12 protein-coding genes are annotated in these 12,992 nt (G+C 46.8%); 11 read left to right on the forward strand and 1 reads right to left on the reverse strand.

Annotated elements, in window-relative coordinates; translation table 11 throughout:
• Positions 1 to 18 precede the first annotated feature (18 nt).
• Positions 19 to 900 carry a CobW family GTP-binding protein gene (locus tag DIJ65_RS08415; RefSeq protein ID WP_117301257.1) on the forward strand — a complete coding sequence of 294 codons (882 nt, stop codon included), beginning with the start codon at positions 19 to 21 and terminating at the stop codon, positions 898 to 900.
• Complete coding sequence (locus DIJ65_RS08420) at positions 897 to 1,145, forward strand: hypothetical protein (protein WP_117301258.1); 249 nt, start codon at positions 897 to 899, stop codon at positions 1,143 to 1,145. Before DIJ65_RS08415 ends, DIJ65_RS08420 begins: the two co-directional genes overlap by 4 nt.
• A 299-nt stretch (positions 1,146 to 1,444) precedes the next feature.
• Here DIJ65_RS08420 and DIJ65_RS08425 read toward each other — a convergent pair whose 3' ends face one another.
• Positions 1,445 to 2,803, reverse strand: a complete 1,359-nt coding sequence (locus DIJ65_RS08425) for an MATE family efflux transporter (protein WP_117301260.1) — start codon at positions 2,801 to 2,803, stop codon at positions 1,445 to 1,447.
• 129 nt (positions 2,804 to 2,932) lie between these two features.
• On the opposite strand from DIJ65_RS08425, the gene DIJ65_RS08430 reads away from it, so the two are divergent.
• The 9 genes from DIJ65_RS08430 (at position 2,933) to DIJ65_RS08465 (ending at position 12,989) form a co-directional block, all read left to right on the forward strand.
• A complete protein-coding gene (locus DIJ65_RS08430) occupies positions 2,933 to 4,015 on the forward strand; it encodes an undecaprenyldiphospho-muramoylpentapeptide beta-N-acetylglucosaminyltransferase (RefSeq protein ID WP_117301262.1) in 1,083 nt (360 codons plus the stop codon).
• A gap of 16 nt (positions 4,016 to 4,031) precedes the next feature.
• Positions 4,032 to 4,985 (forward strand): diaminopimelate epimerase, encoded by a 954-nt coding sequence (dapF, locus tag DIJ65_RS08435; RefSeq protein ID WP_117301264.1) that lies wholly within the window; start codon positions 4,032 to 4,034, stop codon positions 4,983 to 4,985.
• A 16-nt stretch (positions 4,986 to 5,001) separates the two neighbouring features.
• Positions 5,002 to 5,790, forward strand: a complete 789-nt coding sequence (locus DIJ65_RS16540; RefSeq protein WP_230321347.1) for a PAS domain-containing protein — start codon at positions 5,002 to 5,004, stop codon at positions 5,788 to 5,790.
• Positions 5,763 to 6,665, forward strand: a complete 903-nt coding sequence (locus DIJ65_RS16545; protein WP_230321354.1) for a diguanylate cyclase domain-containing protein — start codon at positions 5,763 to 5,765, stop codon at positions 6,663 to 6,665. Before DIJ65_RS16540 ends, DIJ65_RS16545 begins: the two co-directional genes overlap by 28 nt.
• 232 nt (positions 6,666 to 6,897) lie before the next feature.
• Complete coding sequence (locus DIJ65_RS08445; protein ID WP_071152321.1) at positions 6,898 to 9,708, forward strand: 2-oxoglutarate dehydrogenase E1 component; 2,811 nt, start codon at positions 6,898 to 6,900, stop codon at positions 9,706 to 9,708.
• A 24-nt stretch (positions 9,709 to 9,732) separates the two neighbouring features.
• A complete protein-coding gene (gene odhB / locus DIJ65_RS08450) occupies positions 9,733 to 11,016 on the forward strand; it encodes a 2-oxoglutarate dehydrogenase complex dihydrolipoyllysine-residue succinyltransferase (RefSeq protein ID WP_117301265.1) in 1,284 nt (427 codons plus the stop codon).
• 181 nt (positions 11,017 to 11,197) lie between these two features.
• The gene (locus tag DIJ65_RS08455) at positions 11,198 to 11,788 is read left to right on the forward strand and encodes a DedA family protein (protein WP_071152322.1); all 591 of its coding nucleotides are present in this window, start codon (positions 11,198 to 11,200) and stop codon (positions 11,786 to 11,788) included.
• An 82-nt stretch (positions 11,789 to 11,870) separates the two neighbouring features.
• Positions 11,871 to 12,068, forward strand: coding sequence for a DUF6501 family protein (locus DIJ65_RS08460; RefSeq protein WP_071152323.1), 198 nt, complete (start codon positions 11,871 to 11,873; stop codon positions 12,066 to 12,068).
• A gap of 63 nt (positions 12,069 to 12,131) precedes the next feature.
• Positions 12,132 to 12,989 (forward strand): ATP-binding protein, encoded by an 858-nt coding sequence (locus DIJ65_RS08465; RefSeq protein WP_071152324.1) that lies wholly within the window; start codon positions 12,132 to 12,134, stop codon positions 12,987 to 12,989.
• The last annotated feature ends 3 nt before the right edge of the window (positions 12,990 to 12,992 follow it).

The raw sequence follows: 12,992 nt of genomic DNA on the forward strand, positions 1-12,992 counted from the left end.
ATTCAAAGGAGGGCTAATATGAAAGATGTTTATTTATTCAGCGGGTTTTTGGGCAGCGGCAAAACGACGCTGCTGAAGAATATGCTGATCCAGATAAGGGAAGCGGGCTTGAAGCCGGCTGTATTCATGAACGAACTGGGCGAGCTCGCCATCGATTCAGATGAAGTGGAAGACGGGGTGCCGCTCAAGGAACTGCTGGACGGCTGCATATGCTGCACAGGTTCAGAAAAGTCCGAGGCACAAATTCAGACTTTACTGGCAGAAGAAGAGTTTGATGTCATTTTGATCGAGACCACAGGCGCCGCGCATCCGGTTGAAGCGCTGGACGCCATCTTTTCCCCTTTATTTGCTGAAAAGCTGAATTTCCGTGGCATCGTGACGGTGGCAGACAGCAAGCGCTGGTTGGAAAGAGATCGTTTGTCACCGCAAATCCGTTCGTTATTTCTTGAACAAATCAGGCACGCAGACCTGATATTAGCGAACAAGATGGATTTGCTGACCGACAAGGAGCAGGGGGATGTGATTTTCGGATTGCAGTCTTTAAATTCCGAAGCGAAAATCATTCAGACTTCCGGAGCCAAAATCCCTTATAAACTGTTGGAGACTTTATCCACCGGACCAAAAGAGGCGCTTGAAACTGCAGAAATCGGGAAATTAAATTTGAATACGAAGGTGCTCCGTTTCAAAGAGCCCGTCAAACGCGAAAGTTTCGAACAGTGGATGAGAAATCTGCCGGAGACGGTTTATCGCATAAAAGGCTATGTGCCGCTCGAAGGGGATAAATATCCCCACGCTTTCCAATATGCATATGGCATGGCCCAATGGCTGCCGGAGTATATGAAGATGCAGCCGCAGATCGTGGTAATCGGTGAAGGCATTGACGGAGTGGAATTGCCATGACACTTGAAGCTTACAGAAAGATTTGGCCACAACGGATGGCAGCTGCATCGGCAGAATCGGAAGAGGAAATGAAACGAATGATCATCATCGAATTGAAGGATGAACTCACGCATCCACGCGTCCGCAAATCGAAGGAGCAGAAGCTTGCAATTGCTGTGGAGCGGATACGAAATGCCCCTTTGACTCCTGGTGAGCAAGATGAATTAATCAAGTCCTATAAAAAAATCGCCGCTCAATTGGAGTGAACAGCGATGCTGGCCACCCGTGTTTTTGGGTGGCTTTTTTATGGATTTTTATTGGAATGATAGGTATAAAAGGGAGAAATATTTATGGCGATCATAAACCAGGTTTTGGCGATCATAAAACCCAATATGCCGATCATAAACATGTGTTTGCCGATCATAAATGACATTTGGCGATCATAAAATTTTTTATTCCATAGATTCACGTCTTAAAAAGGAAAAAATTGGATTTATTTCTTCAATAAAACCATCAAAATCCCTTTAAAATAAAAAATATGCGCCAACCAAGGCGCATAACTCTTTTATTTCACTGCAGCCGAACTGATTTTTTTCTGGATCGACAGCAAGCGGATGGATAACGTAACTGCTCCCGCAGTCAAACCGGCGATAAGTCCAATCCAATAACCGAAAGCTCCGTATTCAGTAAACCTGGCGAGCAGATAACCGACTGGCAGGCCGATCACCCAATAGGAGATCACCGCCATGATGAAGGTGATGTTGACGTCTTTATAACCGCGCAAAGCCCCCTGTACGGGCGCCTGGATGGCATCAGACAATTGGAATAACGCCGCAAACACCAGAAACTGGACGGCAAGTTCGATTACGGCCGGATCGGATGAATACAATTGGGCTATCGGTTCCCGCATAAAGTACAGGATGCTGGCCGAAACAAAGCTGATTGCTATGGCCGTAGCGACTCCCAGCCAGCTGTATTGCCGGGCATCTTTAAAGCGTCCGGCACCCACTTCATAGCCGACCAGAATGGTTGCGCCCATCGAGATACTGAGCGGCAGCATATACAGCAGGGAAGTGAAGTTCAATGCGATCTGGTGGGCGGCGATGGTAATTGTGCCGTAGACGGCCAGCATAAACGTCACCGCTGAAAAGATGCTTGTTTCGGCAAAGATGGAAATCCCGATCGGCACCCCGATCCGGCTGATTTCCTTCCAGCGGACGATTGAGATTCTCTCCCAATTTCGGAAAATCCGGTAACTGGCAAAAGGGTTCTGGGTCTGAATGATCGCCACCGCAATCCCGAGGACCAGCCAGTAGGTTATCGCGGAAGCGAGCCCCGCACCAGCGCCGCCGAGTTCCGGAAAACCGAAATTCCCGAAGATGAACAGATAATTGAAAAATACATTGAGCGGCGCAGACAGCAAAGTGATGACCATTGTGACCCGCGTAGCGCCAAGAGCATCGATGTAAGAGCGCAGCGCGTTATAGACGAACAGCGGGATGAGGCCGAGGCTCATAAAGAAGATGTAATTGTTGGCGACGTCAGCCACCAACGGTTCCAGCTCCATGAATCCGAGGAGCACATCGATAAACAGGAAAAAGAAGGCAAAGACGATGACTGCCAGAAGAATTGCCAGGTAAATCCCTTGCTGTACGGCTTCTTTGACATTTTCTTTTTTCTTGGCCCCCATCAATTGTGCTACAATTGGAGTAATGGACATTAAGATTCCCGCCAGTCCGATGTATACCGGAACCCAGAACGACGAGCCGATCGAAACGCCGGCCAGGTCTTCGGTGCCGTAGCGGGCGGTCATGTAGATATCAAAAAAAGTGACCATATACATAGCAACTTGCGTTATTAAAATTGGAAGAACAATTTTCACCAATAAATTTAATTTTTCATATTTCGTACTTGTTTCATACATGGTCCATCCTCCTGAGTTGCACTAGCCATTGGGGCAAATTAAGATTAGTATAGCATACAAATCTGCGCTGTTCGTGCGGCCTTAAGGACATCTGTACAGGAAATCAGAAGATGAAAGTAGGATTTTATAATGAATAAACGCACGATAATATTAACCGGCGGAGGAACTGCCGGCCACGTTTCACTCAATCAGGCGTTGATTCCTGAAATTATTGGCATGGATTACGACGTTGAATATATCGGTTCGAAAAACGGCATTGAAAACGAGTTGATCGTCGACTCCTATCCGGAAATTAAATACCATGCCATCTCCAGCGGAAAATTGAGACGCTATTTTTCCGTAAAAAATTTCACCGATCCATTCCGTGTAGTGGCTGGTTTGGCACAGGCGATGAATATTATTCGGAAAACAAAACCGGCTGCTATTTTTTCCAAAGGCGGATTTGTTTCCGTACCGGTGGCGATGGCCGGAAAGCTTATGGGTATACCTGTCATCATCCATGAATCGGATGTGACGCCGGGTTTGGCAAATAAAATCGCCATGCCTTTCGCCGATCATATATTCACGGTTTTTAAGGAAACGATGCAGTATGTGCCGAAAGTCAAATCCACTTGCACCGGCTCTGTCATCCGCAGCGAATTGATGGACGGTTCGGCTGCCAAAGGTCGGGAAATCTGCCATTTTGACAATGATTTGCCGGTGCTTATGGTGATGGGCGGCAGCCAGGGATCCGAAGTGATCAATACGGCAATCCGTTCGAACCTGCAGCAGCTCCTGAAAACTTTCAATGTGATCCACCTTGTCGGAAAAGGCAATGTAGAAGAACAATTCGAAGGGATGGAACAGTATTGCCAATTTGAATATGTGACGCATGAATTGTCACACCTATTGCATATGACTGATTTTGTGGTCTCCCGTGCAGGATCCAACTCAATCTTCGAATTCCTGGCTTTGAAAAAGCCGATGTTGCTGATTCCATTGTCTAGGCAGAAAAGCAGGGGCGACCAGATCTTAAATGCTGAACTCTTTCGCAAAAACGGCTTTGCACACGTCCTTGAAGAAGAGGAAGCAACCCCGGAGCGCTTTTTGAAAGCAATGGAACAGTTGAAAGCTGGCGAAGAAATTCTGATTGAAAACATGAATGCTGCTGAACCGCCAAAAACGGCTTATGAAATGGCGAAATTGGTCGTTGCGCATACGAAGAAACGCTGATATTGGAGTGAGCGAGATGAAAGTAGTGTTGGAGAAAGTTCATGGGTCGATGAATACTTTTTATATGGTGGAAGGCCCCGAAAGAAGCGATTACGCCGAGCTGGCATTGCAGCTTTGCGTTCTGGACGAGGAAGTGGATGGCCTGCTGGTCATTCTCCCATCAGCCAATTGCCACGCGAAAATGAGGGTTTTCAACCGGGACGGATCAGAAGCGTCGATGTGCGGCAATGGCCTGCGTTGTGTCGCGCGCTATGTTTGTGAAAAAGAAGGCATCCGTTCCGCCGTCATCGAAACGATGAAAGCGGACCTGAGCGTCAGCAGAGAAGAAACGCTGATGGAGGGAATTGAGACCTATTCTGTCGAAATATCACCTGTTTCATTCCGTTTGGAAGATTTGCCGATGGAATACGAAAACCGGTCGGAAATGATTCTTCAGCCGATTCCGGAAATTTCAGAAGAGATTTTATTTTCCGCGGTAGCAGTGCCGAATCCACATTTGATCGGCATTGTTTCAGAAGAAATACAGAAAGACAGCTCCCACCAGAAATATTGGGCGGAAAAATTCAATGGAAAAAACCCGTTTTTTTCCGACGGCGTGAATGTCAGCTATGTGACCAAGCTTGAGCAGGGCATTTTTGTTCGGACCTTCGAACGGGGTGTCGGTTTTACCAATGCCTGTGGAACTGCGATGACCGCTTCGGCGCTCATCAGCTGTATCGCGGGCATGGAGCCTTTTGGTGAAGTGGCGGTCTACAATCCGGGCGGCATGGTCAAATGCACCGTCATAAAGGATGCCGACATCTACCAGTTATTGCTGACAGGCAATGCTACGCGGATTTCCCTGCACGAATATCAATGGGAAAATGCAGCTAAGGACAGTGGTTTTTTGTCTTCAGTAAAATTGGATGAACAGCGGCACTATGAGAAGTTCACAGAGAATATTTCCGATGTTGTTGAGCAATTTGCCTAAAGAAAAGAGTGATTTTATGCGCGGCCCTTTTACGAAGGAACAATTGGATCTATTATATGGAAACTCGGAAGACCTGGTTTTTTTTATGCGCCAGTCTGGCGACACGTACGTTTACGAGTATGTCAACGCTCTTTGCCATACTACATTCAAGCAGGTGCTCACTGGCACTACAGTGGATGCCAGTATGCCGGTTCCGGTCGCGAAAGAGATAAAGAAACAGTACCGCATTGCAGAATCCCGAAACGAAGCTTACCGTTATCGGGATTACAACCTTTTCAGCAAAAATAATGCTGCCAATGAAACAGAGGTTACCAAAATCCCTCATGAAGGCGATCTGTATCTATTGGCTGTTTCAAAAAATGTCGGGAAACAAAAGACGATTGAAGAAGATTACCTTTTCTATCAATCACTTGTACAAAATTCAGTCGATCCGATGATTATGATCTCTTCTGATTTAATGATCATCGACATGAACCCCGCCTATGAGAATATTTTCGGAGTGTCTAAAGAGCAATGGGTGGGAGATTCTTTCATGACCCTGCCGAACAACAGCGAAAGATTTTTGACCAGAGTGCTGGCTGAACTGGGCAATGTTGAAGAAAGCAAGAGAATTCCATCATTTATCACAAGCACCAAAATGCAGGCGGGGAACGAAGGGAAATTTTCCGTCAGTTTTTCGCCTGTCGAAGAAGGCGGTGCGATTCGTGCTTTTCAGATTGTATACAGGGAGCTCGCAGATGGAATTCAGTTGAAGGAAGAATTGAGAAAACCGAAAATGTGCTGGAAAGCTATAAAGACGCTTTAAATTATGCGGCGATGGTTACAATATGGGAGCCTTCGGGGACAATTCTTTTTGCCAACAACAATTTCAAAGGCACAACAGGTTATGAAAAAGAAGAGTTGCTGGGCATGCAAATTGCAACAATCGGCAGAGCGGTCATTCCGGATGCTTTTTATGACAATATAAGGACCATTATCCACAGTGGGGCAATATGGCGTGGCGAGATGAAAAGCCTGAAGAAAAATGGCGAATTTTTCTGGGTGGATACGACAATCATTCCGTTAAAAGATGCAGAAGGCGCCATTTATCAAGTGTTGGCAATCATGTTTGATATCACTGACCGGAAAAAACTTGAAGAGACATTGCATTTTATGGCTTATCATGACAGTCTGACCCTCTTGCCGAACCGTCGGTTGATGATGCAGGAATTTACCTCATTGGAACAGCAAGCCATGGAAGACCAAAGTTGGATTGCACTGCTCTACATCGATGGAGACGATTTTAAGTCGATCAACGACAGCTTCGGCCATAATACCGGAGATGAATTTATCTCCAGCTTCGGACGGGCTCTCGGTGAATCGATCGGCCCGGCAGATATGGCTGCAAGAATCGGGGGGGGGGACGAATTTGTCATCGCTGCGCCAGGCTTAACTTCTGAAGGAGCGGGAATGCAGATAAAGAGCCTTGTAACAAGGATCCATCAAAAGCTTGAAGAAGGCTGGTGGATCGACGGCCATCATTTTACTCCGACTGCTTCAATCGGCATTTCTTTTTATCCGAAAGATGGCAGCAATGTTGAAGAACTCGTCAAACGGGCGGATTCGGCCCTTTACGAGTCCAAAAAATCAGGGAGAAATCAGGTGCGTTTCTACCGCGAAAACCCCATGCGCATGCAATAATTTCCAAATGGAGGACTTTTATCGAAATGAAAGCGCTTTACATTCTAAAGCGGGAATAATTTCACTCAAAAGCATTGTTTTTTCCACCGGAAGTAGTAAGATTGAAATGGAAAATTGTTCTTCAATGGGTTAAACGCCTTCTGCTTTGTGTAAAGCGGTTTGCGTGATAAAATATGGAAGACATATGTATTTATAGGACTGCCATTAAGGCAAAATAGTTGGAGGTTTTTTTATGTCTAGCAATTATTCAGATTCGAGATCCCCATGGAGTTCCATCACTGGTCCTAACCTTGGATATGTTATGGAAATGTATGACATTTATCAGGAAGCGCCGGAATCGATTGATCCGGAATTCGCTGAGTTATTCAAGCAATACGGACCCCCTTCAGAAACAGGTGAAGAAAAGCAGCCTGCAGCTAAGGCTGAAGTGAAATCCGATCAATTCGGTAAAGTGCTCGGCGCCATCCAGATGGCTGAAGCCATCCGCGCCCATGGTCATCTGGCGTCGGATATCTATCCGTTGAAAGACCAGACGCGAGACATGAAGCGCCTCGAGCCTTCAACTTACGGCATCACTGAACAGGACTTAAAGGAAGTACCAGTGTCACTGATACTGGAAAATGCTCCTGCGGACGTAAAAGATGGACTTGCTGCCATCAATTACCTGAAAACACTTTATACGGATAAAGTTGCATTTGAATTTTCACACATCGTCCAGCCCGAGGAGCGCAGCTGGCTGCAATCCAAAATAGAGGCAGGCGAAGTGAAACCCTCCCTTGATCCTGAAAAGAAAAAGAAGCTTCTTGACCTGTTGACCCGCGTTGAAGGATTTGAAAAATTCGTCCATCGCACATTTGTAGGCCAAAAACGTTTCTCAATTGAAGGTGTCGACACATTGGTTGTGTTAATGGATGAATTGGTCCGCTTATCAGAATCAGCCGGCACAGAAAAAATCATGATCGGGATGGCACATCGCGGTCGTTTAAATGTGCTTACACATATCCTGCACAAGCCGTATGAGATGATGTTTGCCGGGTTCGCCCACGTTGGTGACGAAGCATTCCTTCCGGAAGATGGTTCGCTGCAAATAACGAAAGGCTGGTTTGGAGATGTTAAGTATCACATGGGTGCTGCCTATACTTCTCCAAAAGGGACAAACATCAAATTGGCGTACAATCCTTCACACCTTGAAATTGTCAGCCCGGTAGTTGCCGGCCAGACACGCGCTGCTCAGGAACTCACTCAGCAAAGCGGCCTTGCTCCAATCGATGTCAACAAGGCATATGGCATTATGGTTCATGGTGACGCAGCATTCCCTGGACAGGGCATTGTAACCGAAACGTTGAATTTCAGCCGCATTCGCGGTTACCAAACAGGCGGTTCGGTTCATATCATCGCCAATAACCTGATCGGTTTTACGACAGAGCAATATGATTCGAGATCAACGCACTATTCTTCAGATCCTGCAAAGGGGTATGAAGTACCCGTGATCCACGTGAATGCCGATGAGCCGGAAGAAGTCATTGGGGTTGCAAAACTCGCTTTTGAATACCGCCAGAAATTCGGCAAGGATATTCTGATTGACCTGATTGGCTATCGCCGCTACGGACACAATGAAATGGACGAACCTCTCGTGACGAATCCGACAATGTACCATGGAATTCATGAGCACGGCACAGTCCGTGAAATTTATGGACAGCAGCTCGCCGCCGAAGGAGTCCTTTCTGAAGAAGACGTGAAAAAGCTCGACAGCGACATCCTGTCAAAAATGCAGCAGGCTTATGATCGTGTAAAAGAAAATAAATCAGATGATGCACATGAAGTCGTCATTCCTGAAGCAGTTATGGAAGGATTCCCTGAAGTTCCGACAGGCGTCGATAAAGACGTGCTGACGAAAATGAACGAAGAATTGCTTTCGTGGCCAAGTGATTTCTCAGCATTCGGTAAACTTGCCCGCATTTTGAAACGCCGTGAAGATCCGTTCAATGGCAAAGGCAAGATTGACTGGGCGCATGCAGAAACATTGGCATTCGGTTCAATTCTTCAGGAGGGCAATCCAATCCGCTTATCCGGACAGGATGCACAGCGTGGCACTTTTGCCCATCGCCATCTTGTATTGCATGATGAGAAAAACGGCAACCAGCTCGTGCCATTGCATCACATTTCAGATGCAGAAGCGTCATTTGTCGTTTACAACAGCCCGTTAAGCGAAGCTTCCGTAGTCGGTTTCGAATATGGCTATAACGTGGAAAATGATAAAGCACTTGTCATCTGGGAAGCACAATATGGAGATTTCGCCAACATGGCGCAAATGATATTTGACCAGTTCATCTCTGCGGCCCGTGCTAAATGGGGTCAGAAGTCAGGTTTGGTTATGCTGCTTCCACACGCTTACGAAGGACAGGGTCCGGAACATTCGAGTGCCCGCCTGGAACGTTTCCTTCAAAATGCCGGAGAAAACAACTGGACAGTAGCGAATCTTTCAAGCGCTGCAAACTATTTCCATATTCTTCGCAGACAGGCGAAGATGCTTGGGGAAGAGTCGATTCGTCCGCTGATCATCGTTACGCCTAAGTCGTTACTGCGCCATCCATTGGTCGGAGCGGATGTTGAAGATTTGACAGAAGGCAACTTCCAGACCATCATCGAACAGCCGGGCATGGGCCAGGACGCCAAAAAAGTACAGCGCCTCCTGTTTGCCAGCGGCAAGATGGCAATCGACCTGGCTGACCGCGTAAAAGATGGAAAGGAATACCCGGATACGCATATTGTCCGAGTTGAGCAGCTTTATCCTTTCCCTGCAGAAAAAATCCAGGCAATCATCAAACGCTATCCGAAACTTAAAGAACTTGCCTGGGTTCAGGAAGAACCGAAAAACATGGGATCATGGTCATTTGCGGAACCGCAGCTTCGTGAAATCGCAAATGGCATTGAGATAAATTATTACGGCCGCGTTGTCCGTTCAAGCCCGGCAGAAGGCGACGGAGAAATGCATAAAGTTGAACAGGCACGCATCATTGATGAGGCATTAGCTAAATCTTGAGCATAATCTAAGGAGGAATTTTTTGTGGCAGAAATCAAAGTACCGGAATTAGCAGAATCGATTACAGAAGGAACGATTGCACAATGGCTGAAACAGCCAGGCGATACAGTGGAGAAAGGTGAATTCATCGTTGAACTTGAAACAGATAAAGTCAACGTCGAAGTCATCTCCGAGGAAGCCGGTGTTGTCCAGGAGCTTATGGCTGCTGAAGGCGATACAGTGGAAGTCGGCCAGGTAATCGCAATCGTCGGAGAAGGTTCTGGCGAAGCAGCAGCATCTGCACCGAAAGAAGAAGCATCCAAAGAAGAAGCGACTAATGCAACTGGTGTACCTGCTGAAACTTCAGCTCCTGCAACTCAGGAAGCAGTGAAGGAAGCACCGGCAGCAGAAGAGCAGTCTGCAACAGACCGCACAATCGCAAGCCCGGCTGCACGCAAACTGGCGCGTGAAAAAGGTATCGACCTTGCCGCAATTTCACCAGTGGACCCGATGGGCCGAGTTCGTGTTCAGGACGTTGAAGCTCATTCTTCCAAACCTGCACAAAGTGCACCGGCTAAAACAGAGGCACCAAAAGCTGCTGCGTCAGCCCCTTCTTCTGATGAAGAAAGCGGCCGCGTCGTTCGTGAGAAAATGTCAAGACGCCGTCAGACTATCGCTAAACGCCTGCTCGAAGTCAAGCAGTCCACAGCAATGCTGACTACGTTCAACGAAATCGATATGACGAACGTCATGGCTCTCCGCAGCCGCAAAAAAGATGACTTCCTGAAAAACAACGATGTGAAACTTGGCTTTATGTCATTCTTCACAAAAGCAGTTACTGCTGCATTGAAAAAATACCCTTACGTGAATGCTGAATTGGATGGCACTGATGTATTGCTGAAACAATTCTATGATGTCGGGATTGCAGTTTCTACTGAAGAAGGCCTTGTCGTACCGATCGTTCGCGACACCGACAAGAAAAACTTTGCAGAAATCGAAGCATCGATCGGCGAATTGGCAACGAAAGCACGCGACAAAAAACTTTCAATCGCTGACATGACAGGCGGTTCGTTCACCATCACAAACGGTGGTGTATTCGGCTCATTGTTATCGACGCCAATCCTGAACGGCACACAAGTCGGAATTCTTGGAATGCACACAATCCAAAAACGCCCGATCGCTGTCGGAGACAATGTTGAAATCCGCCCGATGATGTATGTGGCATTATCTTATGACCACCGTGTAATCGACGGAAGCGATTCAGTCGGTTTCCTGAAAATGGTAAAAGAATTGATTGAAAACCCTGAGGATCTATTACTGCAGGGTTAATAGAAGATAGATATGCAAACCGTTCGCCAAAACTGGCGGACGGTTTTTTTTCGCGTGAACAAAATATTTAACAGGAATTTGCTCTGTCTTTGATAAATGCCGGTTTCCGGGCGCTCTGCGTTGCAGGACCAATCAGTTTTTGTCATGATAAAGGGAGAGAGCCAAAAGGCGGGCGAAGTGGATGGATTTGTCATTTTTTATGGAAATTGTGAAAGAATACGGCTATGTCAGCATGTTCATCTTCAACTGGCTGTTGCTGTTTGGCATGCCCATTCCCAATGAAGTTGCAGCGGCTTTTTCCGGTGTGCTGACCGAAGTCAGCTATTTTAAACCTGTCTATGCTTTTATTTCAGCATATCTCGGGCTGATTACCAGCAATACTTTTGCCTATTTTATCGGCCGTCTTTTTGGCCACAGGCTGCTGGATCGTTTGAGCAGAACGAAACTGAAAAAACCGATCGAAAACTTTTCATCTTTTTTGCAGAAGCATGGAGAAATTGCTATTTCTTTCAGTTTTTTTCTGCCGGGAATCCGCTGGTCGATGCCCTACGTGGTGGGCGCAAATAAATATCCGTTCATAAAGTATATGCTGTATGCCTATACGGCCGGATTTGTCTGGATGATGGTTTACTTTAACCTGGGCCGAACATTCCCCTATGCCTACAATACAATCCTCAATCATCTGCAAGGTTTCCTTATCCTGTTATCTGTAGCGGTAATCGTGTTGTTGCTGGGGCATTACTATTACAGGGAACGAAAACTCCGTAAATAATAAAGGCAGCTATGCGGATTTGAAAATCATCGCTGTTTTCCTTATACTAGAATACATAGACATACAGAAAAGGATGAGGACTGTGATTCACAACGAATGGCTGACGAAAGAAACGATCCGCACGGTGACATGCAAGCATACGGACGCAGCAAAATTTTTGGTGTCGAATGTTCTGACTGCCGGAAAGACCTATGAAGTGAAAAACGAAACCGAGGAATTTATTTTTGTTGTGGATAATACAGGAAAAATCGGCGGATTCTATAAAACATATTTCGAATAAAACATTGAAAACGAAAAAACCGATGCATGTTCATCGGTTTTTTTTGTGGAAAGAGGGCTGTTTATGGATTTTATTGAAAAAGAGACTGCGGAGCGCAAAAAGAGGCGGCACGAGGGCTACGACCAGCTGATTGGCACGGGCGGCTACATTTCGCCGGACGCCAATCTTTGGAAGGATGTCATGACAGCGATGGTGCTGCGCAAGCCGGTCCTGCTGAAGGGGCCGACAGGAGCGGGGAAGACCCGCATGGCGGAATCGATTTCAGCGGCTTTTGGACAACCGATGCAGAGCATCAACAGTTCTGTAGACCTGGATGCTGAAGCGCTGCTCGGATTCAAGACCCTGGTACAGAAGGGTGGCCAAAGCCAGATTGAATTTATCGAAGGGCCAGTGGTCACGGCTATGAAAAAAGGACATCTGCTGTATATTGATGAGATCAATATGGCAAAGGCCGAGACTTTGCCGATTCTCCATTCGGCTTTGGATCACCGGCGCATGATGACCAATCCGTTTACCGGGGAAGTCATCGAAGCGCATCAGGATTTCGGCGTGATTGCCGCAATCAATGAAGGGTATATCGGTACTGCGCCGATGAATGAAGCGCTGAAAAACCGCTTTATCGCGTACCCGATACCGTATCTGACAGGCGAGCAGCTTGCCGCATTGTGGGACCGGGAATTTCCTGATGCAGATCCGAAATTAAAGGGGTTCATGCTGAATCTGGCGGAAGATCTGATGAAGCAGGTTGAAAACGGCTTGTTATCTGAAGAGGCGGCATCAATCCGCAGCCTGTTGGATGCCACTGCGCTTGCCGAGCACATGGATCCGATGCGTGCAGTCAATTACGCCATTGCACAGAAGCTGGAAGATGAAAGCGAGCGCGATTTGTTTCTCGATTTGGCGAATACCTGGAAGAAGTAGGTG

This window comes from Planococcus salinarum, assembly GCF_007004625.1.
Classification (GTDB): domain Bacteria; phylum Bacillota; class Bacilli; order Bacillales_A; family Planococcaceae; genus Planococcus; species Planococcus salinarum.